This is a genomic window from Pseudoprevotella muciniphila, from assembly GCF_003265305.2.
Taxonomy (GTDB): Bacteria; Bacteroidota; Bacteroidia; order Bacteroidales; family Bacteroidaceae; genus Alloprevotella; species Alloprevotella muciniphila.
This window is the reverse complement of record NZ_CP033459.1, coordinates 1964605-1987530: the sequence shown is the minus strand read 5'-3', so window position 1 is coordinate 1987530 and position 22926 is coordinate 1964605. Positions and strand designations below refer to the sequence as shown.

At 48.9% G+C, this 22926-nt stretch carries 20 protein-coding genes; 14 read left to right on the top strand and 6 right to left on the bottom strand.

Going from position 1 to position 22926, the window contains the following annotated elements:
* The first annotated feature begins 37 nt into the window (after nucleotides 1-37).
* Nucleotides 38-2290 (top strand): ribonuclease R, encoded by a 2253-nt coding sequence (gene rnr, locus C7Y71_RS07950; protein ID WP_111898037.1) that lies wholly within the window; start codon nucleotides 38-40, stop codon nucleotides 2288-2290.
* Complete coding sequence (locus C7Y71_RS07945) at nucleotides 2290-4491, top strand: sodium-translocating pyrophosphatase (RefSeq protein ID WP_394366625.1); 2202 nt, start codon at nucleotides 2290-2292, stop codon at nucleotides 4489-4491. Before rnr ends, C7Y71_RS07945 begins: the two co-directional genes overlap by 1 nt.
* 454 nt (nucleotides 4492-4945) lie before the next feature.
* On the opposite strand, the gene pckA is transcribed toward C7Y71_RS07945, so the two are convergent.
* Entirely contained in the window at nucleotides 4946-6550 is a 1605-nt protein-coding gene (pckA, locus tag C7Y71_RS07940) for a phosphoenolpyruvate carboxykinase (ATP) (RefSeq protein ID WP_111898035.1), read from the bottom strand.
* A gap of 656 nt (nucleotides 6551-7206) precedes the next feature.
* Here pckA and C7Y71_RS11850 point away from each other — a divergent pair.
* Entirely contained in the window at nucleotides 7207-7347 is a 141-nt protein-coding gene (locus C7Y71_RS11850) for a hypothetical protein (protein WP_193215878.1), read from the top strand.
* Here C7Y71_RS11850 and C7Y71_RS07935 read toward each other — a convergent pair.
* The 4 genes from C7Y71_RS07935 to C7Y71_RS07920 form a co-directional block, all read right to left on the bottom strand.
* The gene (locus C7Y71_RS07935) at nucleotides 7342-7935 is read right to left on the bottom strand and encodes a carboxymuconolactone decarboxylase family protein (protein WP_193215877.1); all 594 of its coding nucleotides are present in this window, start codon (nucleotides 7933-7935) and stop codon (nucleotides 7342-7344) included. The genes C7Y71_RS11850 and C7Y71_RS07935 overlap by 6 nt on opposite strands.
* A gap of 27 nt (nucleotides 7936-7962) precedes the next feature.
* Nucleotides 7963-8436 carry a cupin domain-containing protein gene (locus C7Y71_RS07930; protein ID WP_111898033.1) on the bottom strand — a complete coding sequence of 158 codons (474 nt, stop codon included), beginning with the start codon at nucleotides 8434-8436 and terminating at the stop codon, nucleotides 7963-7965.
* Nucleotides 8433-9233 (bottom strand): M15 family metallopeptidase, encoded by an 801-nt coding sequence (locus C7Y71_RS07925; protein WP_226943419.1) that lies wholly within the window; start codon nucleotides 9231-9233, stop codon nucleotides 8433-8435. The genes C7Y71_RS07930 and C7Y71_RS07925 overlap by 4 nt, the downstream gene beginning before the upstream one ends.
* Before the next feature lie 365 nt (nucleotides 9234-9598).
* Nucleotides 9599-10210 carry an SH3 domain-containing protein gene (locus C7Y71_RS07920; RefSeq protein WP_111898032.1) on the bottom strand — a complete coding sequence of 204 codons (612 nt, stop codon included), beginning with the start codon at nucleotides 10208-10210 and terminating at the stop codon, nucleotides 9599-9601.
* Nucleotides 10211-10329: 119 nt separating this feature from the next.
* Between C7Y71_RS07920 and C7Y71_RS07915 the strand changes: the two genes are divergently transcribed.
* Genes C7Y71_RS07915 through dusB form a run of 5 tightly spaced genes read left to right on the top strand, consistent with a single transcriptional unit; the run spans nucleotide 10330 to nucleotide 14951 of the window.
* Entirely contained in the window at nucleotides 10330-11577 is a 1248-nt protein-coding gene (locus tag C7Y71_RS07915) for a peptidase U32 family protein (protein ID WP_111898031.1), read from the top strand.
* Between the two features lie 13 nt (nucleotides 11578-11590).
* Entirely contained in the window at nucleotides 11591-12220 is a 630-nt protein-coding gene (locus tag C7Y71_RS07910) for an HAD family hydrolase (RefSeq protein ID WP_226943418.1), read from the top strand.
* A gap of 16 nt (nucleotides 12221-12236) precedes the next feature.
* Nucleotides 12237-13148, top strand: a complete 912-nt coding sequence (gene ribF, locus C7Y71_RS07905; RefSeq protein WP_111898029.1) for a riboflavin biosynthesis protein RibF — start codon at nucleotides 12237-12239, stop codon at nucleotides 13146-13148.
* A gap of 2 nt (nucleotides 13149-13150) precedes the next feature.
* Complete coding sequence (locus C7Y71_RS07900; RefSeq protein ID WP_146739381.1) at nucleotides 13151-13939, top strand: CPBP family intramembrane glutamic endopeptidase; 789 nt, start codon at nucleotides 13151-13153, stop codon at nucleotides 13937-13939.
* A complete protein-coding gene (gene dusB / locus C7Y71_RS07895) occupies nucleotides 13920-14951 on the top strand; it encodes a tRNA dihydrouridine synthase DusB (protein ID WP_111898027.1) in 1032 nt (343 codons plus the stop codon). The genes C7Y71_RS07900 and dusB overlap by 20 nt, the downstream gene beginning before the upstream one ends.
* Before the next feature lie 65 nt (nucleotides 14952-15016).
* Here the strand turns inward: dusB and C7Y71_RS07890 are convergent, their stop codons facing one another.
* Nucleotides 15017-15694 carry a hypothetical protein gene (locus C7Y71_RS07890; protein ID WP_111898026.1) on the bottom strand — a complete coding sequence of 226 codons (678 nt, stop codon included), beginning with the start codon at nucleotides 15692-15694 and terminating at the stop codon, nucleotides 15017-15019.
* A 315-nt stretch (nucleotides 15695-16009) separates the two neighbouring features.
* Between C7Y71_RS07890 and C7Y71_RS07885 the strand changes: the two genes are divergently transcribed.
* From C7Y71_RS07885 to C7Y71_RS07860, 6 genes are all read left to right on the top strand, one after another.
* Entirely contained in the window at nucleotides 16010-17398 is a 1389-nt protein-coding gene (locus C7Y71_RS07885) for a DUF6242 domain-containing protein (RefSeq protein ID WP_111898025.1), read from the top strand.
* A complete protein-coding gene (gene porG / locus C7Y71_RS07880; RefSeq protein WP_226943417.1) occupies nucleotides 17395-18102 on the top strand; it encodes a type IX secretion system protein PorG in 708 nt (235 codons plus the stop codon). The genes C7Y71_RS07885 and porG overlap by 4 nt, the downstream gene beginning before the upstream one ends.
* Nucleotides 18103-18135: 33 nt before the next feature.
* Entirely contained in the window at nucleotides 18136-18876 is a 741-nt protein-coding gene (locus C7Y71_RS07875; RefSeq protein ID WP_111898024.1) for an isoprenyl transferase, read from the top strand.
* 83 nt (nucleotides 18877-18959) lie between these two features.
* Entirely contained in the window at nucleotides 18960-21593 is a 2634-nt protein-coding gene (locus tag C7Y71_RS07870; protein ID WP_193215876.1) for a BamA/OMP85 family outer membrane protein, read from the top strand.
* A gap of 47 nt (nucleotides 21594-21640) precedes the next feature.
* Nucleotides 21641-22159: an OmpH family outer membrane protein gene (locus C7Y71_RS07865; protein ID WP_111898023.1), complete on the top strand. Its 519-nt coding sequence runs from the start codon at nucleotides 21641-21643 to the stop codon at nucleotides 22157-22159.
* 116 nt (nucleotides 22160-22275) lie between these two features.
* Nucleotides 22276-22842, top strand: coding sequence for an OmpH family outer membrane protein (locus C7Y71_RS07860; RefSeq protein ID WP_111898022.1), 567 nt, complete (start codon nucleotides 22276-22278; stop codon nucleotides 22840-22842).
* Nucleotides 22843-22926: the final 84 nt, after the last annotated feature.

Below are 22926 nucleotides of genomic sequence, written 5' to 3'. Positions count from 1 at the left end.
TTTATTTTGTAATATAGAAATATAAACTCCACAAACTATGGCAAGAAAGAAATCATTAGGACGACTTACCAAAAAGGACATACGCGCGTTCCTCATTGACTTCTTTGAGTCGAACGCCACAAAGACGTTCAACGTCAAGCACATTTTCTCGGCATTGCACATCACGTCACATCCCACAAAGATGCTTTGCATCGATGTGCTGGGCGACCTGATGATGGAGGACTACATCGCCACCGATAAGGAAGGAAACTATAAGTACGTTGTGCGCTCGCAGGTGATGGAAGGCGTGTTCCAGCGCCGGCAGAACGGCAGAAACGTATTCATACCCGACGACGGAGGCAAGTCCATCCTCGTCTTTGAACGCAACGCTGCTCATGCCCTTGATGGCGACCGCGTGCGAGTAACGATGCTAGCCAAGCGCCACAACCATGCACGAGAGGCTGCCGTTACTGAAATCATACAGAGAAAGCGTGAAACATTTGTAGGACTTATGAAAGTGGAGCACAACTATGGCTTCCTTATTACGGACCACCGACTTCTGGCACAGGACATCTTTATCCCGGAGAAGTCACTCAACGGCGCCACAGACAACTGCAAAGCCATCGTGAAGATTGTTTCATGGCCCGACGATGCCAAGAGTCCGATAGGAGAAGTGGTTGAAGTGCTTGGAAAGCAGTACGAAAACAACACAGAGATGAATGCCATTCTCGCAGAATTCGGACTGCCACACAGATATCCAAAGGCAGTGGAGGATGCTGCCAATCAGATTGAACCCGGCATCACACCCGAAGTCATAGCAAGCCGTGAGGACTTCCGCGAGGTAACGACATTCACCATCGACCCACACGATGCAAAAGACTTCGACGACGCCATCAGTATCCGAAAACTGGAAAACGGCAATTGGGAAATAGGCGTACACATTGCCGACGTGTCGCACTACGTGAAAGAAGGCGACATCATCGACCAGGAAGCCAGAAAACGTGCAACGAGTATCTATCTTGTAGATCGCACAATCCCTATGCTTCCCGAACGGCTCTGCAACTTCATTTGCTCACTCCGTCCCGACGAAGAGAAATTGGCATATTCATGCATCTTCGAGATGAACGACAATGCTGAAATTCAGAATTGGCATCTCGCACATACCGTTATTAAGAGCAACCGGCGCTTTACCTACGAAGAAGTGCAGGACATCCTCGAACTCAACCGCGAAGCGAGTGAAGAGGACCTCACACAGCCGGGGCATCATCCCAAACCGCTACCCAAAGGCAGTCCGCTGCAAGGCGAGTATGTGGAAGAACTCGTCGCGCTCAATCGCATAGCGAAACTACTCAGAAGCGCCCGGTTCAGGAAAGGCTCAATAGGATTCGACCGTCCGGAAGTACGTTTCGAAATCGACGACAAGGGAAAACCCATCTCCACTTATATAAAAGTGGCAAAGGATGCCAACAAACTTGTGGAAGAATTCATGCTTTTGGCTAATCGGAGTGTGGCAGAAATGATTGGGCGCGTACAGAAAGGCACGAAAGCAAAGACCCTCCCCTACCGCATACACGATGTGCCCGACCCGGAAAAACTTGAAACTCTCTGCTCGTTCGTCAATAAGTTTGGCTACAAAGTAAAGACCAGCGGTACAAAGAAGGAAGTGTCGAAAAGTCTCAACAAACTGCTCGAAGATGCAAAGGGTAGCAAAGAGCAGAAGATGGTGGAACTCGTGGCACTCAAAGCTATGCAGAAAGCACGCTACTCCACACACAACATTGGTCACTACGGACTGATGTTCCAGTACTACACCCACTTCACGTCGCCCATACGTCGCTATCCCGACACGATGGTGCATCGCCTCCTCACCCACTATCAGGAAGGCGGAAAAAGTGCTAACAAGAAAAAGTATGAGGAACTCTGCGAACATTCTTCCAACATGGAGCAACTTGCTGCCAACGCCGAGCGCGCGAGTATCAAGTACAAGCAAGTGGAGTTCATGGGTGCACACCTCGGAGAAGTATTTAATGGCACCATAAGTGGTGTTACGGAATTTGGTCTCTATGTGGAAGTGGACGACAATGGTTGCGAAGGCATGGTGCCGCTACGCTTCCTCGAAGACGACTATTACGAATTCGACGACAGGAACTACTGCCTGTGGGGGCGCCGATACCACAAGCGCTACCGCCTTGGCGACCCGGTCAGAATAAAAGTGGCACGCGCCAATCTCGACCGCAAGCAACTCGACTTCGAACTCATTGAAGAAGAACAACAAATTCAAACAAACAATAAAAAAACTAAAGTAAAATGATGAACATCCATCCTCTATTCTGGCTTGTCCCCGTGGCTTCTGTAGTCGCGCTGACGATGGCCTGGTATTTCTTCCGCTCGATGATGAAGACCGACGAAGGAACACCACGAATGAAAGAAATCGCGCTCTATGTGCGAAAAGGCGCAATGGCGTACCTCAAACAGCAGTACAAAGTCGTTTTCATCGTCTTTATCGTACTTGCCATTCTCTTCTCCTTCATGGCATACGTGCTCCACGTACAGAATCCATGGGTACCCTTCGCCTTCCTTACCGGCGGTTTCTTCTCCGGACTGGCTGGCTTCTTCGGCATGAAAACTGCCACATACGCCAGCGGACGTACTGCCAACGCAGCACGCAAGAGTCTTGATGGCGGCCTGAAAGTAGCTTTCCGCTCGGGTGCGGTTATGGGACTTGTCGTTGTTGGTCTCGGACTGCTCGACATCGCTATCTGGTTCCTCCTTCTCAATGCCTTCTACACTGATGAAAAGACGGCGCTCATCACGATTACCACTACGATGCTGACCTTCGGTATGGGTGCATCCACACAGGCACTCTTCGCTCGTGTGGGCGGTGGTATCTACACAAAGGCTGCCGACGTAGGTGCTGACATCGTGGGCAAAGTGGAAGCAGACATTCCAGAAGACGACCCACGCAACCCCGCTACCATTGCCGACAACGTGGGCGACAATGTGGGAGATGTGGCCGGTATGGGAGCCGACCTCTACGAAAGTTATTGCGGCAGTATCCTTTCTACAGCAGCCCTTGGCGCAACAGCATTTATCTCTTCAAGTTACGATATGCAGATGCGCGCTGTTATCGCTCCTATGGCGATTGCTGCTGTAGGTATTTTCCTCTCTCTCATCGGTATTTTCCTCGTACGCACAAAAGAAGGTGCCTCAATGCGCAGCCTGCTCAAATCCCTCTCACTCGGTACGAATGTCAGCGCAGTGCTCATCGCTGTAGCAGCATTCGTCATCCTGTGGAGTCTTGGCATGGAGAACTGGATAGGTCTCTCATTCAGCGTGATTACAGGTCTCGCAGCCGGTGTCATCATCGGACAGGCAACGGAATACTACACCTCACACAGTTACAAGCCCACGAAGGATATTTCTGCAGCAGGACAGACAGGTGCTGCAACAGTCATCATCAAGGGCATCGGAACAGGTATGATTTCCACATGTATTCCTGTATTGACCATAGGTATAGCCATCATTCTGAGTTACCTCTGCGCCAATGGCTTTGAACTCGAACTGGAAGCAGCCAGCATTTCACACGGTCTCTACGGCATCGGTATCGCTGCAGTAGGTATGCTCTCCACACTCGGCATCACACTCGCAACAGATGCTTACGGTCCTATTGCCGACAACGCAGGCGGTAACGCTGAGATGAGCGAACTCGGAGAAGAAGTGCGCCACCGCACAGACGCCCTCGACGCACTGGGTAACACCACAGCTGCAACAGGTAAGGGATTTGCCATCGGTAGTGCAGCCCTCACAGCCCTCGCACTCCTTGCTTCATACATAGAGGAAGTGAAAATCGCAATGAAAGAAGCTGGGCAAACCATCGTAAACGTTAGCGGGCAAGTAGTTAATGCTGCAGATGCCACCATACCCGACTTCATGAACCACTTCCAGGTAAACCTGATGAACCCACGCGTACTCGTCGGTGCATTCATCGGCGCTATGGCAGCATTCCTCTTCTGCGGACTCACCATGGAGGCTGTAGGACGCGCTGCACAGAAAATGGTGGTTGAAGTACGCCGTCAGTTCCGCGAAATAGCAGGCATCCTCGAAGGCAAGGCAACACCCGACTACGGACGCTGCGTAGAAATCTCCACACGCGCTGCACAGCACGAAATGATCGTGCCTTCAGTGCTCGCCATCATCATTCCAATCGCCACAGGTCTTATCCTCGGCGTGGCTGGCGTGCTTGGTCTGCTGCTCGGCGGACTCTGCGCAGGATTCACCCTCGCCGTGTTCATGGCGAACTCCGGCGGTGCATGGGACAATGCAAAGAAGAACGTGGAAGAAGGCAACTTCGGCGGTAAGGGCAGTTTCGCACACAAAGCCACCATCGTAGGCGACACAGTGGGCGACCCATTCAAGGACACCAGCGGCCCCAGCCTCAACATCCTCATCAAACTCATGAGCATGGTTTCCATCGTCATGGCAGGTCTCACAGTGGCATGGAGTCTGCTGTAAAGCCTTATACCAAAACACATCTAAAAATCAGCGTATGCCAACATCACGGCATACGCTGATTTGTTTTGTAAGTTATAGCGCTCGGATTAGGCTGAAAGCCTTACTGCTCCCAGCCCAGTGCAACGCTCTGGGTATAGGATTGCAGGCAAGCACGTACTGCAAGGACAAAAGCACTATGAATAAAACATCTACGCCACTCTGTTTGTATCTCTGCTTTTGCGCTCTCAGCGCGCCAATACCTTTAATTACATTCACCCAGGACGTTGTCCTGGGCTATGAGTTTTTGGGGCTTTCTGCCCGTTTACCGGACACCAAATAATTCAAAGTAATCTGAGTGTTCTGAATGTTCTGATTATTCGGATTATTCAGAGTATTCCGATAGTTCCGAATACCGCCAAAAAAAAGCACAAGCGAATGTTCGCCTGTGCCTTTATGATGTTCAAGAAATCTATTCTTAGAGCTGTGGACCAGCAGCAACGAGGGCTTTGCCTGCTTCGTTGCCTTCGTACTTCTTGAAGTTCTTCTGGAAGCGTTGTGCGAGGTCAACGGCTTTCTTTTCCCATTCTGCTGCGTCAGCGTATGTGTCGCGTGGGTCGAGGATACCGCTGTCAACACCTTCGAGTTCTGTAGGTACTTCGAAGTTGAAGATGGGCACTTGCTTTGTAGGAGCGTTGAGGATTGCGCCACCGAGGATAGCGTCGATGATACCGCGTGTGTCGCGGATAGAGATGCGCTTGCCTGTACCATTCCAACCTGTGTTTACGAGGTATGCCTTAGCACCGCTCTTTTCCATGTGGCGTACGAGTTCTTCAGCATACTTTGTGGGGTGCAGTTCGAGGAATGCCTGACCGAAGCATGCAGAGAAGGTAGGTGTGGGCTCTGTAATACCGCGTTCCGTTCCGGCGAGTTTTGCTGTGAAACCGCTCAGGAAGTAGTACTTAGCCTGATCCGGAGAAAGGATAGAAACGGGAGGAAGCACACCGAATGCGTCAGCACTGAGGAAGATAACCTGCTTTGCAGCGGGACCATGACTGATAGGCTTCACGATGTTTGTGATGTGGTCGATTGGATAAGAAACGCGGGTGTTTTCTGTCACGCTCTTGTCTGAAAAATCAATCTTACCTTCTGCATCAACAGTAACGTTCTCAAGGAGCGCGTTGCGCTTGATAGCACCGTAGATGTCTGGTTCAGCTTCTGCATCGAGGTTAATTACCTTAGCATAGCAACCACCTTCGAAGTTGAACACACCTGCATCGTCCCAACCATGTTCGTCGTCGCCGATGAGCAGACGCTTCGGGTCGGTAGAAAGTGTGGTCTTACCTGTACCGGAGAGACCGAAGAAGATAGCGGTGTTTTCACCGTTCATGTCGGTGTTTGCAGAGCAGTGCATGGCAGCGATGCCCTTAAGTGGGAGGAAGTAGTTCATCATAGAGAACATACCCTTCTTCATTTCACCGCCATACCATGTGTTCAGGATTACCTGTTCTTTGCTTGTTACGTTGAAAACAACAGCTGTTTCACTGTTCAGACCGAGTTCTTTATAGTTCTCTACCTTTGCCTTGCTGGCGTTGTAAACGATGAAGTCGGGCTCCTGGTCGAGTTCTTCCTGACTTGTAGGACGGATGAACATGTTTGTTACGAAGTGAGCCTGCCAAGCCACCTCCATAATGAAGCGAACCTTCATGCGAGTGTCCTTGTTTGCACCGCAGAAGCCGTCAACTACGAAGAGACGCTTGTTAGAGAGTTCTTTCTGAGCAAGTTCTTTCAGAACGGCCCAAGAAGCCTCAGAGCACTTCTTGTTGTCGTTGGGATATTCGGGAGTGGTCCACCATACAGTGTCCTTTGAGTTCTCGTCTTCAACGATGAACTTGTCCTTGGGAGAACGACCGGTATAGATACCTGTCATTACGTTAACAGCACCGAGCTCTGTTACCTGTCCCTTGTCAAAGCCTTCAAGACCTTCCTTAGTCTCTTCAGCGAACAATACTTCGTAAGAAGGGTTGTAGATCACTTCCGTTGCACCGGTAATACCGTACTTTGTTAAATCGATGTTTGCCATAATTTTTTGTAAAAAATATAATTGTTTTGATTTTGTCGTTGATTGGCTTTTCTTCAGTCAATTTTCGCCGATGCGAAATTTTTCTTCCAAATCGAATGCAAAATTACAAAAAAGAAAACATGCAACAAGATTTTTTCTAAAATAGTTTCTAAAAAAACCATTATTTTCTTTCTTTTCCCAACTTACTGTAATTCAAAGCGTTTGTTTTGCTAAGCAGGGTTTGCAAAAGCACGGAAAGATAAGCAGAAAATAGTGTTCACGGCGTTCATAGCGTTCATGGTGTTCACGGTGTTCATGCGTTCACGGTGTTCACACTCCTCAAGCGTGAACGCGTGAACACTTTCGCTTAAATTATCAAGTAATAAACTGAATATCAAGTGTTTATGTAAATAAATAGGTGTTCACGCTATTTGTCCGATATATATTACACATGAATTTTTATCAGACAACAATAGATTTTTTTTCAAGAATAACAGACGTATTGTTGAGCGTATGCGAAAAATTATAGAGTTTATTCTCAAAAAAATAACTTGATATGTATGAACTGAAAGAGTTGGTTGTACAGAAAATAATAATTATTAAATTCTCAAATTGATTAACATATAATCTATTATAAAGGTTAAATAATTGATAATTAATCTTTTAACTGATAATTTGTGTCAAGTGTTCACGCGTTCACGCTTGAGGAGTGTGAACACCGTGAACGCATGAACACCGTGAACACCGTGAACGCTGTGAACACTGTGAACACTGTGAACGCCATGAACATCGTGAATGCTTTCAGTGGTGTTCTATAACGCGTTTTCTTCGAGCCATTTGCACAGCGTATCTACTTGTTCTTTGGTGTTACCCATAAATACTGCGCATTCTTTGTGCCCTTCAAACTGCGGTTTCACGCCCTCCATAGCACTGAGTGCTGCCACTGTAACGAGTTCTCGCTCAGCAGCAGTGAGTTGGTCGCTGGCATAGATGTCGCCAAAGAGATGCGACTTCATGTAGTAGTCTGCCTGCGGGCAAAAAGTATAGTTCCACGGTGTACCGCCCTCGTCGCGCGTCTGCATCTCTGTTCCCGATTCCAGCGCCAATGCAGCGTCATCCCATTCGGCAGGGCGTGTAAAAGGTTTTCCCTCTTTGTACGCTGTTCCTTGTGTTTTTTTCTCTGTCAGCACCCGCTCCAACACACCCAATGCATTCAGCGAACGCGGGAAGCCTGTATAGGCATATAATTGTGCGAAGGCATCTTTCAGTTCATTGACTGTTACCCCTGCTTCGAGTGCACGGGGTATCGCTGTTTCGAGTTTTTCCAAATCACCCCGTGCCTCATAAGCGGCACAGGCACAAAGCAGCAACATACGCTCTGGCAGTTCCTGCGTTGGCTTACTCATTGTCATAAAACTATTATAGAGGGACGTTTATTTCATTGGTATTTCGGGATGCTGCACGGCGAGCGGCATTCCATCCTTCGAGAGGTAGAACATATAGAGGATGACGTCCTTCTTGCCAAGGTTTTCGCCATGGTGTATGGTATTCACCATTTCAACAACGGTTTCTCCCTCGTGCACCACCTTTGTTTTGCCATCCAGGCCGATGATGGTCAGTTCGCCCTGCACCAGAATGCCATAGTTCATCACGGGATGATGGTGCCAGCCCAGTTTGCTACCGGCTGGAATCACGTACTTCACCGCCACCAGTTCGGGTCGTCCCTGCAGATAGTCGGGCAGTTCTACCCCATCCCAACTCTGACTGGTACGTATCAGTTCGGCGGTTTCCACCTGCCGGTGTGGACGAGTTGCGCTACCGGCATTTACTGTCTTGCAACTGTTCAACAGGCTCGCGCTGCTTATGACTAAGCAGACTGCCAGCAAAAAAGTCAGTTTCTTTTTCATTTCGGGTCGTATTCAAAGTGTTGATAATCTTTTACAGAGTTCCAATTGCCACCCCATGTGAAGCCTTCAGCAGTGAAGACCTTGTAAGCCAAATCGTTACGGTCTATTTTGAATGGGATGTCTGTACGCTTGTCGCGGTTGTTGATGTATGGTCTGCCTGCAGCAGGCTCAACGAGTGTTTTGCCGTTGCGCACTTTCACGTAAGGGTTATATAGTGTGTTGATATCTACTGCGAGGCCGCGACCATGCTTGGAGATGGTAGTGGTGCCGGACACGTTGCGATAGCAGAAACAGGAAGAGTTGTTTGCAGTCATCGACTTTTCGTCCACAGCATCATAATCGTCAATCAGCACCATGCGCTCAATTTTGTAGCCAATGTCGTAGAGTTTGCGGAAGATGCGGAGCAACTTATTTGCTATGATGCGATTGCACACCATCTCGCCGAGTTGTATCTTGCCGTCCTTGTTGCGGTGGAGCACCTTCAGGTAGCGCAGATCGCTGAGCGGTATGGGGCACCCTTCCTTATACGACTTGCCTTTCATTCGTGCGAAGACGGCATCGCTTATTTCTTCAGCCTTGAAGCAGTTGTCTATGCCGACGGCTTTCACCTGTGCTTCCGAAACGATGGTGCCTGCTTTCCATTTTTTCACGAATTCATCGGCATTTTCGGAGTTATTGTCCTCTGCAACTTCTGTAGAATCTTTTGTCGTTGTATTATTTGCCCTATCCTCGCATGAAGCATTCATGGTGACAGAAGCCAGCAGCAAGGAACATATTGTCAACGTTTTCAGTTTCATAGGTTTTAGTTTATAGTGTTTTATTGCATGTTATTTATTCAAGTTTCGCAAGTTTCGTTTGCTTGAAGTTAACGACATTACCTCTTTCTCTTTGAAGTTAGCGAAGTTATTGAAGTTATCGCTACGCTCGAAGTTAACGACATTACCTAATGCTGATGTTTTTCTTTCTTTTGTTATTTATCGGTCTAAGGTATCGTCGTTAACTTCTCTAACTTCTCTAACTTCTCTAACTTCTCTAACTTCTCTAACTTCGTTTAACTTCTTAATTATCATTATGCTGATATTATTTTTCGGTCCAACGTATCGTCTTTAACTTCTTTAACTCCGATAACTCCGGGCGTAGTGATAACTTCAGAAAGATAAATTTAATAGATATAGTTACTGTTGGCATAGCCAATCATTCTGGTTCCCGTACTGTCATACACTTTCACCCAACTGCTTCCGCCGTTGCGCCTGTAATAGATGGTGTTGCCGTTGTAGTACACATCCACTATCCTGCTTCTTGCGCTTGGGCGGCTTCGTATGTTGAGAAATCCGTCGTAGGCTTGTATAGTGCCTGACTGCAGTGGGGCAGTTGGTACCTCCACGCGTTCTGCCGTTTCTTTGACTACGACGACTTCCTTCACGACAGTGTCGGGTTTGTTCGCTTTGGCGGCAGTGGCAGATGTGTCGGCAGGTACAGCGGGTGGATTCTCGCTTCCTGAGCAACGTTGCAAGACTAAAACGGCAAGCAATATCGTTACGGCGATCAACGCAACGATGATTATTATCAGCAAATTCTTGTTTCCGTGATTACCATTGCCAGGCGGTACAGGCGCCTGCCCATACCTGTTTTGATATGCGGCATGCGGTGCAGGATTTGCCGCCTGTTGTGGTCCTCCCGTGCCGTAATGTTGTATAGGGTTATGGCAAGACGGGCATTCAGAAACTCCGTCCGGCATGCGTGTGCCGCATCGGGTGCAAAATATTTCAGCCATAATTGCAAACGTTATGTTAGCGTATTTATCTTGCAAAGTTAATAAACTTTTTTATATAAATGGTCAGTAAAAGCTTGCATGGCGGATAATTAGCCGAAAAAAGAGTAACTTTGCACCCGATGAAACTGAACGACTTTGAAATCATGGCGCCCGTGGGATCTCGCGAGTCGCTTGTTGCCGCCCTTGATGCCGGTGCCGATTCCGTTTATTTCGGCATTGAGCAACTCAACATGCGTGCCCACTCTGCCAACCATTTCACGCTGAACGACCTGCACGATATTGCCAATAAATGCAAGGAGAGAGGGGTCAAGACCTACCTCACGGTGAACACCATCATATATGGTGAGGAACTCGAACAGATGCACCTTATATGCGATGCTGCAAAAGCCGCCGGCATTTCTGCCGTCATAGCAGCCGATGTGTCTGTGTTGCTCTACTGCCGCGAGATAGGACAGGAGGTGCACCTCAGCACTCAGTTGAACATATCGAACGTGGACGCCCTCCGCTTCTATGCCCAGTTTGCCGACGTTGTAGTGCTCGCCCGTGAACTGAACCTCGACCAGGTACGCACCATTTACGATTATATCGTGGACCACCATCTTTGCGGTCCCTCCGGCAACCTCGTACGCATAGAAATGTTCTGCCATGGTGCATTATGCATGGCTGTGAGCGGCAAGTGTTACCTTTCGCTCGACAACCTGGGCCATTCCGCCAATCGTGGAGCGTGTATGCAGGTGTGCCGCAGAGGATACGTTGTGAAAGACCGCGAGACGGACATCGAACTCGAAGTGGACAATAAGTACATTATGAGTCCGAAAGACCTCAAAACTATCGGTTTTATCGATAAAATGATGGTAGCAGGTGTACGTGTGTTCAAGATTGAAGGTCGTGCACGTTCTGCAGAATATGTAAGCACTGTTGTGGCATGCTACAAAGAAGCCATAGAAGCCGTTTGCAATGGCACTTTCTCGCAAGAAAAAGTTGAGGCATGGAATGAACGACTTAAAACCGTGTTCAATCGTGGTTTTTGGGATGGTTATTATCTTGGACAGCGACTTGGCGAGTGGAGCAAGGTGTATGGTTCGCAAGCCACAGAGAAGAAAGTCTATGTGGGGCGCGGTGTGAAGTTTTTCTCTCGTCTCGGGGTAGGAGAGTTCAAAATTGAGGCTGCAGAAGTGAGTGTTGGCGACAAATTGCTACTGATGGGACCAACGGTGGGAGCGCGCTATTTTGAAGCCAAAGAAATCTATTTCGATGACCATCCTGTGCAGACTGCACAGAAAGGGCAGAGTGTGTCCATTCCAGTTTCTGACAAGGTGCGACCGAGTGATAAACTCTATAAAATAATAAAAACAGAACATCAATAGTCAGATTATGAACATGAGGGACAAGACTATGCTCTTCGACTTTGGCGGTGTCCTCGTTGACCTCGATTTGGAGCGATGCATATCCGCTTTCGAGGCACTCGGATTTCAGTTGCGCCCCTACATCGGAATGTATGCACAAAGTGGCATACTCTCGAAGATAGAACGCGGTGAGGCAACGATAGCCGAATTTTGCGAGGAGGTGCGCCACCTTTCGGGATTAAACCTCACCGATGCCGACATTGTCAGCGCGTGGGAGAAGTTCCTCGTAGATGTTCCTCAGGAACGTCTTGAAATGTTGTTGAAAATCAAGCAGCATTACCACGTCAGCGTGTTGAGCAACACGAACGAGGTGCACTGGAACATGGCGCGTAACCGTTTCTTCCTCTATAAGGACCTCTGTGTGAACGACTTTTTCGAACACATCTTCCTTTCCTGTGAGATGCACTGCGAAAAGCCTGAACCAGAAATTTTCCAGCGAGTCATCCAAACCATTGGTTGCCCAGCGGAGGACATTATCTTCTTTGATGACAGTGATCAAAACTGCGAGGCGGCAAGGAAATGCGGTATGCAGGCACGCCTTGCACCGAAGAATTCTGAATGGTTCAAATACTTCGACAGCGAAGGCTATTTTTTAGACAACTAAAGAAAACCAATTCAATATGCAGATCAACGACTCACGATATGCTGCTACCATTGGCTTCTTCGATGGTGTGCACTGTGGTCACCGCTACCTCTTAGAACAGTTGCGGGTAGTGGCGAGTGCGCGTGGGCTGAAGACAATGGCGGTTACCTTTCGTGAGCATCCGCGTCAAACACTCCATAACGACTATCAACCACAACTGCTCACTACACTTGAAGAGCGCATTGATCTACTCAAAGCATCGCATGTGGATGAGGTAAAAATTCTTGATTTCACCGAAGAATTTGCCAAAATGACATCGCGTGAATTTATGACAGACATTCTGCATAAAACGCTTGGAGTGGATTGCTTGCTCATTGGGTACGATCATCATTTTGGTAGCGACACGGAGAACGGTTTTGACCACTATCTTGCGGTGGGACAAGAAGTGGGAATCGAAGTGGAGCTGGCAAAACCTTTTTACTGCGGCACAGATAATATCAGTTCATCGTTCATTCGAAGGCTGCTTGCTGAAGGCGATGTGGAGTGTGCAGAACTCTTACTTCACCGTCACTATTGCCTGTGTGGCACTGTGGTGGAAGGTCATAAGGTGGGCAGATCTATGGGGTTCCCTACAGCCAACCTCCGCCCAAATGATTCCAGAAAAGTGATTCCGCAAGATGGAGCATACGCTGTGGATGTGATATGGAAAGAAAAAACGTATCGCGGAGTGCTTAATATAGGTCGTCGCCCTACACTTGCTAATGGGAATGACCGATCGATAGAAGTTTTCATACTTGATTTCAATGCCGACATCTATGGCGAAATCTTGCAAGTGGAGTTCTTGAAACGCTTGCGTGGAGAGAAACGCTTCGACTCGCTTGAAGAACTGAAAAAGCAAATAGTGGAGGATGCTGCTGTTGCCAGAGAAGTAAAAAGATTCATATATTAAACGTGAAAAAGTCTATACTTGCCATCGTTATATTTTTTGCAGTGCAAATGATTGCGCTCATTTCTGCTATGGCTTATGTGGCTGTGCAGAAAGGTGCATCCTTTGCTTCTATCGATTTGAATGCCCCACAGAACATAGAAGTTTTAGGTTTTTCTTTATTGTTCAGTAACCTGACTATCGCCCTGCTTATCACGTTGATGAATCGAAATTTGGTGCCCAATGTCAGACCTGCATTGACGGCAAGGAATCTTTTTCTTACGATTATCTCAATGGTGTTGATGGCATTTGCATTAAGCATGATGTTAGAGCCTATCAACGATATGGATGGTGGCACATCAGCGCAGTTCAAAGCGATGGAGAATAGTGCTGTGTGTATCGTGGCAATCTGCTTCATGGGACCTATCGCAGAAGAACTGACTTTCCGTTATGGCATTCTTGCTAATCTGCGTGCCAGTGGTGTGAAACCTGTTTTAGCAGTAATTGTGTCGGCTACCGTGTTTGCCATAGTACATCTCAATATCTTTCAGGGCATTAGTGCTTTCATCTTCGGGCTTCTGCTCGGCTACATATACATTAAAACAGGAAGCATCCTCTTTTGCATCGTGGGGCATATCGTCAATAATTCGTTGGCGATGATCTCGCTACACTATCCAGAAATGGAGCAGTCGATGACTTCTGCATCATACGCGCTAACGATACCGATGAGTGCAGCCTTGCTTCTTGCAGCAGTGATTTGTGTGTCAAAATTAAAGAATCCTTACTGTATAGCAGATGAAAATAGGGAAGATTGATCTTGGCGACCGCCCTCTCTTGCTTGCTCCGATGGAGGACGTTTCCGACATTGGTTTCCGCCTGCTGTGCCGCCGCATGGGAGCAGCAATGGTGTATAGCGAATTTGTGGCGAGCGATGCACTCGTGCGCATGGTGAAGCCCTCGTTGGCAAAACTCCGTGTGTGCGACGAGGAACGCCCTGTGGCGATACAAATCTATGGAAAAGATCCTATCGCCATGCGCGATGCTGCACAGATTGTAGTGGAACAGGCACACCCCGATGTGCTCGACATGAATTTTGGCTGCCCCGTGAAGCGTGTGGCAGGAAAGGGGGCAGGTGCAGGTCTTCTGCAAAACATACCCCTGATGCTCGAAATAGCGCGCAACGTGGTAGAGGCGGTTGACATACCCGTTACGGCGAAGACACGTCTCGGGTGGGACCATAACAACAAGATTATCGTGGACCTTGCCGAACAACTGCAAGACACAGGAATACAAGCACTTACCATACACGGCAGGACGCGCTCGCAGATGTACACCGGCGAGGCAGACTGGTCGCTCATCAAAGCAGTGAAGGACAACCCGCGCATGCACATACCCATCATAGGCAATGGCGATATCTGCACGGCAGAACAGGCTATCCGTGCTTTCGACGAGACTGGGGTGGATGCCGTGATGATAGGTCGTGCCACATTCGGCAGACCCTGGATTTTTAAGGAAATATACGATGCGCTACACCCTGATGTGCACGATGTGAAGAACTTTATCAATAGCCAATACCCAGTGCTCTCGCCCGATTGGAAACTCGATGTGCTGAAAGAGGAAATCCTGCAAAGTGTGGAGCGCATCGACGAATATCGCGGCATACTGCACATACGGCGGCACCTTGCTGCCACACCGCTTTTCAAGGGCATCCCCAATTTCCGGCAGAAGCGTATAGCCATCCTGAGGGCGGAGACCGTAGAAGAACTCTTTGCGTTGCTTGAATCCACGCGGGAGTTGGTGGCTGCGACAGAGTCGCAACTTACTTGACGAAGTCGCCAAAGTCAAAAAAAAAGGACCCTGTCAGAGGGTCCTTTTTGATATCTATACGTTCGCTATTCTCCTGCTTTCGGTGCAGCCTCTTTTGGTGCTGGTGCTGCAGGAGCGCTTGGCGTTTCCTTCGGTGCAGGCGGCGGTGTGGTGCTTTCCGGTTTTGGTGCCGGTGCCTGTGCAGGCGCACTTTCCGACGATGGTTCGGCAGTGCTTGGTGCAGCGGGTGCGTCTGTGGCTTCGCCTGAGGGTGCGGCAGTGGCAGTGGGTGCTGTACTTGGAGCAGTTGCTGCGGGCGTTGCAGTCTTTGGTTTGGTCTGTGTTTCCACCTTCTTGGCAGCCGCCTCAGCCTCCTCTGTCTTCTGCGTTACAGGTTTGGCTGTCTCGTCGAGGGCATTCATGAACCAGTTGTCGTCCTCCTCGCCTACCTGCTCGTTGATAATCGGTGTGGCGAGTTTCACTTCCTTGAAGTCATAATCGTCGGCACTGTCTTCCTCCCTGACCAGTTTCTGCACGAAGATATAGCCTATGAGTGCCACGAGTGCAAACGTGCACCCCACCACACACAGAAACGTTAGTACACGCTTCTTGTTCAATGGTCGGCTTGGTTCCTTTTGCTTTTTCTTCTTCTTTTTCTTTCCTTCCTTTTCCGACAAAGATTCATCAGTTACGACTAAATCCTCTGCTACGGGTTCTTCAACCGTCTTTTCCAACTTTTCTTCCATGTTGTCCATGTTGTCCATGATATGTCTGTCTGTTTTCGTGGCAAAATTATAAAAATGATGGGAGATATGGCTGTTATTCGCTGCTTTTTTTGTTAATATTTGGGCAAATAGCCTTCTAAATTGGTCTTTACGCTGAAACCTGACGGAGAGCAAGTCTAAAAAAAACCTAAAAACCTAAAAAGGTAAGCCTGTGCTGCTCGTGGTTCCAATATTTTGTACTACTTTTGCTTGCGCTAAAGTGGGCTCGCAGAAAGAGGACGTCCTTCAAGGCACGTTTTAATCGGCTGCATCAACTTCCCGCAGCACCTCGGTAACAATTAGAAATTATTGCAAATGAACAGACTAATAAGAAGATATATATTCTTTTCCTTAGCCCTTTCGCTCGCCTGTTTCTCCTGCGGCAGCAACGATGACGACGACGATGCAACGACAACGGCACAAAGCGGCGACTGCATAGTAACAAACGTGGTACTCGGTTCGCTGAAATGCGTCAGGCATACCACATCCTCCACAGGTGAGGACAGCACCTACACCGTAGGTGTGACAGGTGCCAATTTCCCGATGTATATCGACCAGATCAATCAGGAGATCTACAATGCCGACTCCCTTCCTGTGGGTACGGACCTGTCGAAAGTTACCTTCAGCACATTTGCCCACTCGGGTAAATCCATCGTCATTCGCAACGCAGAAACAGACGTTGACATCACCTTCAGCACGACAGACAGCACAGACTTCACCTCTCCAAGGCTTGTTACGGTTAACAGCAAGAGTGGCACGATGAAACGCACATACACCGTGAAGTTAAATGTGCACAAAGAAGCCGCAGACAGTTTCAGATGGCAACGTACAGCAGTGAATGCCGACATTGCTTCGCTGACAGACCAGCGGCTCATCCTGAAGGACGGTGTGCTCTACGACTTCGGCACCAGCGGCTCTCACGCCGTGCTCCTGACGAGCCGTGCTAATGACGGCGCGAACTGGACGAAATCGGACATTCCGACAGCGGGTCTCAACGTGAAGTCGGTACAACTCTTCAATGGTAAATTCTACAGCATAGCCGGCACACAGGTGGTTACAAGCGAAGACGGCATCAACTGGACACCCAACGGCAGCACGCAGCCACTCTCTGCACTCGTTGCCAACGGCACGCAATCGCTCTTCGGCATATACAACGGCAGCATGCTCAGTTCTGCAGACGGCATCAACTGGAGCACAGAAGGACTGGACGAAGTGCAACCGCTGCCCGAGACCAACATCTGCGGACTACGGCTGACTTCGAGGACATACGACAGTGTGGAGGACATCCTCGTCGGCGGAATGGCTGACGGCAATGCTTCATTATGGAGGAAAACCGTTGACCTCACAGGAACTTACTCCTATCCTTGGAACTATTTCCCCATCACGGCAGAAATAAAATACCCATACCTCGCCTTGAGCCATGCTTCGCTGATGGAATACGATCAGGCAGCCATGCTCGTAGGCCTTGAGACTGACGGGACACTCTCCAATTTCTACCTTAGCCGAGACAGGGGAAGGACGTGGAAGGACGAGGGATATGCCAAGCCTGACGTCGGTACTCCCACATCGCTCGTGGCTACAGCCGACAACGACAGTTTCATCTGGTTGCTCTGCGGTGGCAGCGGAGAGGTGTGGAAGGGTCGCCTGAACCGACTTGGCTGGGACAGCGAGTCTAAAGTCTTCAGAACCAAAGGACTACAATGATGCAAGTAAGAATCATGCGTTTGCTTTTGTGTCTTTTCTGCGCCATGACCTTCATGGGCGCAGCAGCACAGGACGAAACCGAATACAGGATGGAAGTGGGTGCTGCTGCGGGCGGCAGTTTCGGGTTGAACGATGCCAATTCCTCCTTTTTCGGACAACCTAACGTGGCAGGCGGTGCGCTACTGCGCTTCATTCTGAATCCACGCTCGGCAGTGAAAGTAAACCTCAACTACAACCTCACGAAGGGCGACACAAAAAACTTAAAGGACTTCCAGCCAGCCGTCATAGGAACTGCAGGCGCAGAACGACTAAAGTACAATTTTTCAGGCGGAATAGCCGACCTGAATGTGCTTTATGAACTTCATTTCCTGCCTTACGGCTACAAGGAGGGCTACCTCAAGCACAAGCGCCTCGTGCCCTACGTTCAATTTGGTATCGGTGCCTCCTTCAGCACGGTGGATAACGACTTCACGCCGAACATACCTATTGGTTTCGGACTGAAATACAAGTTGGCAGAACGCATCAACCTTGGTTTCGACTGGCAGATGCACTTCACCATCAGCGACAAACTCGATGGTCTGGAAGCCCCGCAGGGCATCAAATCGACAGGATTTAAGAACAAGGATCACTATCATACGGCATTCATCACCCTGACCTACAGTTTCGCACCGAAATGCGCAACGTGTAACAAGGACGACTGGTGAAAAAAGTACAACAACGCGACAATTCCCGACACTATGAGCAACTTGGAACGCATAGACATGAAAAGGATACCCAACCACATTGCCGTCATCATGGACGGGAACGGACGTTGGGCAAAACAGCGCGGACAAAGCCGAAGCATGGGTCATCAGGCAGGAGTGAAGTCGGTTTTCGACATCACGGAAGCGGCGGCGGAACTTGGTGTGAAATACATTACGCTATACGTTTTCTCCAAAGAGAACTGGAAGCGCCCCAATGATGAAGTTACGGCACTGATGGCACTTATCATCCAGGAGATGAAAGAGAATGTCTATATGAAGAACAATGCCCGCATGCGCTTCATCGGCGATTTGGACTCTCTGCCCGACAAACTGAAGAACGTCATCATCGAGTGTATGGACCACACCAAGAACAACACGGGTCTGACCCAAGTGCTTGCCATAAGTTATTCTTCGCGCTGGGAAATAGCACATGCCGTGCGCGGCATTGCCAACAGGGTGAAGGAAGGGACGCTCAATCCGGAAGACATCGGCGAAGACACTATTTCCGAAGAACTCATGGCGAGTTTTATGCCCGACCCCGACCTGCTCATCCGCACCGGTGGCGAACAGCGCATCAGCAATTACCTCCTCTGGCAGTGTGCATATTCAGAATTTTATTTCTGCGATACTTACTGGCCTGACTTCGGCAAGGAAGAGTTCTACAAAGCCATAGTGGAATACCAGAATCGCGAGCGCCGCTTCGGAAAGACGAGCGAACAGGTTACAACCATCTGACAATTCAAAAAAACAACTATATAGCGGCTGTCCGAGAATGGTTGCTGCAAAAAAGAAATAAAAAAGAAGAACAACTCCGTTTTATGAAATATAAAATGTCCATACGCCTGATTGCTGCGCTGGTGTTCATCACCCTCTGCACCCATCACGCCGTTGCTCAAACCGACAGTACAGGCAAAGTCAAGCCCACAGTGGAATACACCGACAATCATCCTACCTACGTTCTGGGCGGACTGACTGTTGACCCTATAGGAAATTACGATGAAGAATGGCTTAAAGGCCTTTCAGGGCTCGTTGAAGGCAACCTTTACGAAATTCCGGGCAACGAAATCAGTGAGGCAGTGCGCCGCTATTGGAAACAGGGACTTTTCTCCTACGTCAGCATCGACATCGACAGCATCAAGGAAAACAAAGCCTACCTCCACGTGGCACTCAGACCCCAGCCGCGCATCTCGAGCATACGCTATAACGGCATCAAGAAGACTGAGCGAGAAGACCTGGAGGGCAGGATAGGCCTCAAGGAGGGCAGCCAACTGTCGCCTAACACCACGAACGTGGTAAAGACCCTCATCAAGCGCTATTTCGACGAGAAGGGTTACAAGAATGCGCAAGTTGACATTGTGCAGCGCGACGACGTAACGAGCAAGGACAAGATAATAGTAGATATCAACATCGACAAACAGGCAAAAGTCAAGGTTAACCGCATTTACATCACAGGTGTGCCAAAAAAGCAGATAGGAAAACTCAAGCGGGCGATGAAAAAGACACATGAACGCTCACTTGTCAACTTGCTGCGCTCCAAGAAATTCATACCAGAAAAGTACGAAGAAGACAAGGGCCTCCTCATTGAAAAGATGAACGCCTGGGGCTACCGCGATGCGCTGATAGTACGCGACAGTGTGGTCAACCTGCCCGACAACAAGGTGGACGTCTATCTCGACCTCTACGAGGGTCAGCCCTACTACATCAGGAACATCACCTGGGTGGGTAACACCGTATATCCCTCTTCCCTACTTCAACGCATCCTGAAGATGGAGAAAGGCGACCTGTACAACCAGACATTGCTCAACAACCGACTCCAGGTGGATGAAGACGCCATTGGAAACATGTACTACGACAACGGCTACGTGTTCTACCGCCTCGACCCAGTAGAAATCAATGTTGACGGCGACAGTGTGGACCTCGAGATGCGCATCACCGAAGGTCAGCAAGCCACCTTCAACCATGTACGCATCTCGGGCAACGAGCGCGTTTATGAAAACGTTATCCGCCGCGAACTGATGACGAAGCCCGGCGACCTGTTCAGCATGGAAGCCATCAAGCGAAGTCTGCGCACTCTCGCCAACATGAACCAGTTCGACCCCGAAGCCCTCCAGCGCGACCTCTTCAAGGAAATAAAACCCGACCAGGAAAGCGGTACTGTTGACATTACATATCCTCTTGTGACAAAGGGCGGTGACCAGGTGGAACTCTCTGCCGGATGGGGACAGACAGGTATCATTGGAAAAGTGGGACTTAAATTTACCAACTTCTCCATGCAGAACCTCTTCGGCAAAGGGAACAAGCGCGCAGGCTTCATGCCGCAGGGCGACGGACAGACACTCTCGCTCAGCGGACAGACCAATGGTACGTACTATCAGAGTTACTCCCTGCAGTTCATGGACCCATGGTTCGGCGGAAAGCGCCCCAACCAGTTCAGTGTGTCCATCTACTATTCCAAGCAGACCGACGTGGCATCGAGTTACTACAACTCTAACTACTACAACAACTACTACAACTATCTCTATGGTTATGGTTCGAGCGGCTATAACTACACCAACTACTACGACCCCGATAAGTACGTTCAGATGCTTGGTGTGAGTATCGGTTTCGGAAAACGCCTTCGTTGGCCCGACGACAACTTCTCATTCATGGCAGAACTTGCATATACCCGATATATGCTCAAGTCGTGGCAGTACTTCCTCATTACTGATGGTAACTGTAACAACATCAACCTCACACTCTCGCTCTCACGCACAAACATAGACAACTCCTTCTTCCCCAGAAAGGGTTCAGAGTTCGGACTCAGTGTGTCGCTCACCCCACCCTACTCGCTTTGGAGCGGCAAAGATTATAAAAACCTTGCCACGAACTACCAAAGTGCAACATATCAGGCGGAGGCACAGGAAAAGTACAGATGGATTGAGTATCACAAGTGGAAGATGTCGTTCAAGGGTTATCTCTCGCTGACCAATAAGGTGAAATGTCCTGTACTGATGATGCGCACGGAATTTGGTTTGCTCGGCTCGTACAACAAGTATAACAAGTCGCCGTTTGAGACCTACTACGTTGGTGGTGACGGCATGTCGGGCTATAGCAGCGGTTATGCCACGGAAACCATCGGTCTTCGCGGTTACGACAACGGTTCGCTGGCAGGAAACACCACCAATAATGCCTACGCGTACAGCCGCATGACCCTCGAACTGCGCTATCCGCTCATGCTTGAAAGTAGTACAAGTATTTATGCACTTGGATTCATCGAAGGCGGTAATGCCTGGACGGACGTCAAGAAGTTCAACCCCTTCAACATGAAACGCTCGGCAGGTGTCGGTGTGCGCATCCTCCTCCCCATGGTGGGTCTGATGGGTATCGACTGGGCATACGGTTTCCAAAAGTACATCAACGGCTCGAAGGCCGGTGGCAGTCAGTTCCACTTCATCCTCGGACGTGAGTTCTAAACAAACAGCACAAAATCATAAACAAACAACGCATAAAAACCATAAAAATGAAAAAGTTATTCATCATCGCTTGCCTTGCCATGACAATGGTAGTGGGCGCACAGGCTCAGAAATTCGCACTTGTCGATATGGAATACATCATGGGCAATATTCCCGCATACGAACAAGCCAACGAACAACTCAACCAGACCTCGAAGAAATGGCAGGCAGAAGTTGAGGCCCTCGAAAACGAGGCAAAGACACTTTACAAGAATTATCAGGACGAAGCGACCTTCCTGTCTGCCGAACAAAAGAAGGCTCGTGAACAAGCCATCGTAAGCAAAGAGAAAGAAGCCAGCGACCTGAAGAAGAAGTATTTTGGTCCTGAAGGCGAACTCTACAAAAAACGTGTTGCACTCATCGAGCCGATACAAACTGAAATATACAATGCAGTGAAGTCCATCGCCACTGCCAAGAACTTCCAACTCATTCTCGATCGTTCGAGCGACAACGGCATTATCTTTGCCTCGCCGAGCATCGACATCAGCCGCGAAGTGCTGCAAAAACTCGGATATAACGTAAGATAAGCGCCTAAAGTAGCCGATTTTTTAACAATTGACACTTTTTAAGGATTTTTTCGCACAGAAAGCCGTATCTTTGCACCCCGAAATCCGAAAAGACAAACATAAAAACAACACATAAAATGACCAAGAAAATTTTGATGCTGGTGCTCCTTCTTGCACCCATGAGCCTCTTCGCTCAAAAGTTTGCACACTTCTCCTACGCAGATGTTATGCAATCACTCCCCGACTACCGCAAGGCAAACGAAGAACTTCAGACCATCTACAAGCAGTATGAAAAAGACCTTACTGACATGCAGAACGAACTGAAGACAAAATACGAGAAGTATCAGAAGGAAGTGAACGAATCAACACCGCCACAGGTTGTTGAGCGCAAGCAGCAGGAGATAAACGACCTCCAGCAGCGTCTTCAGCAAGCCGATGAAGCCAACACCAAGGCCTTCCAGGAAGAACAGCAGAAAAAAATGCAGCCCATCATTCAGAGAATAATCAACACTGTAAAAGAAGTGGCTAAAGAAGGCGGATACGTTTACCTCCTCGATGTGGCATCATCCCAGAATGCCGGCGTCTTCATCAACGAATCCATCAGCGAAGACGTGACGAAGAAAATCATGAACAAACTCGGCATCACAGAAGCCGACATCGCAGCAGGAAAGGCTGCAGCCGCAGCAGCACAAGGCAACCAATAAAGACGTATCTTCTGACCCTATAACGACGCATCGGTCCAAAAAAACCGGTGCGTTATTTTGGACGCTTGTGCCAAACCACCCCAC

What these genes read in the sequence shown, in the direction of transcription:
- pckA (WP_111898035.1), bottom strand. Translation starts at nt 6,550, where the DNA reads ATGGCAAACATCGATTTAACAAAGTACGGTATTACCGGTGCAACGGAA.
- C7Y71_RS07860 (WP_111898022.1), top strand. Translation starts at nt 22,276, where the DNA reads ATGACCAAGAAAATTTTGATGCTGGTGCTCCTTCTTGCACCCATGAGC.
- C7Y71_RS07890 (WP_111898026.1), bottom strand. Translation starts at nt 15,694, where the DNA reads ATGGACAACATGGACAACATGGAAGAAAAGTTGGAAAAGACGGTTGAA.
- C7Y71_RS07865 (WP_111898023.1), top strand. Translation starts at nt 21,641, where the DNA reads ATGAAAAAGTTATTCATCATCGCTTGCCTTGCCATGACAATGGTAGTG.
- C7Y71_RS07925 (WP_226943419.1), bottom strand. Translation starts at nt 9,233, where the DNA reads ATGAAACTGAAAACGTTGACAATATGTTCCTTGCTGCTGGCTTCTGTC.
- ribF (WP_111898029.1), top strand. Translation starts at nt 12,237, where the DNA reads ATGCAGATCAACGACTCACGATATGCTGCTACCATTGGCTTCTTCGAT.
- C7Y71_RS07885 (WP_111898025.1), top strand. Translation starts at nt 16,010, where the DNA reads ATGAACAGACTAATAAGAAGATATATATTCTTTTCCTTAGCCCTTTCG.
- porG (WP_226943417.1), top strand. Translation starts at nt 17,395, where the DNA reads ATGATGCAAGTAAGAATCATGCGTTTGCTTTTGTGTCTTTTCTGCGCC.
- C7Y71_RS07910 (WP_226943418.1), top strand. Translation starts at nt 11,591, where the DNA reads ATGAGGGACAAGACTATGCTCTTCGACTTTGGCGGTGTCCTCGTTGAC.
- C7Y71_RS07945 (WP_394366625.1), top strand. Translation starts at nt 2,290, where the DNA reads ATGAACATCCATCCTCTATTCTGGCTTGTCCCCGTGGCTTCTGTAGTC.
- C7Y71_RS07920 (WP_111898032.1), bottom strand. Translation starts at nt 10,210, where the DNA reads ATGGCTGAAATATTTTGCACCCGATGCGGCACACGCATGCCGGACGGA.
- C7Y71_RS07875 (WP_111898024.1), top strand. Translation starts at nt 18,136, where the DNA reads ATGAGCAACTTGGAACGCATAGACATGAAAAGGATACCCAACCACATT.
- C7Y71_RS07935 (WP_193215877.1), bottom strand. Translation starts at nt 7,935, where the DNA reads ATGAGTAAGCCAACGCAGGAACTGCCAGAGCGTATGTTGCTGCTTTGT.
- dusB (WP_111898027.1), top strand. Translation starts at nt 13,920, where the DNA reads ATGAAAATAGGGAAGATTGATCTTGGCGACCGCCCTCTCTTGCTTGCT.
- rnr (WP_111898037.1), top strand. Translation starts at nt 38, where the DNA reads ATGGCAAGAAAGAAATCATTAGGACGACTTACCAAAAAGGACATACGC.
- C7Y71_RS07930 (WP_111898033.1), bottom strand. Translation starts at nt 8,436, where the DNA reads ATGAAAAAGAAACTGACTTTTTTGCTGGCAGTCTGCTTAGTCATAAGC.
- C7Y71_RS07915 (WP_111898031.1), top strand. Translation starts at nt 10,330, where the DNA reads ATGAAACTGAACGACTTTGAAATCATGGCGCCCGTGGGATCTCGCGAG.
- C7Y71_RS07870 (WP_193215876.1), top strand. Translation starts at nt 18,960, where the DNA reads ATGAAATATAAAATGTCCATACGCCTGATTGCTGCGCTGGTGTTCATC.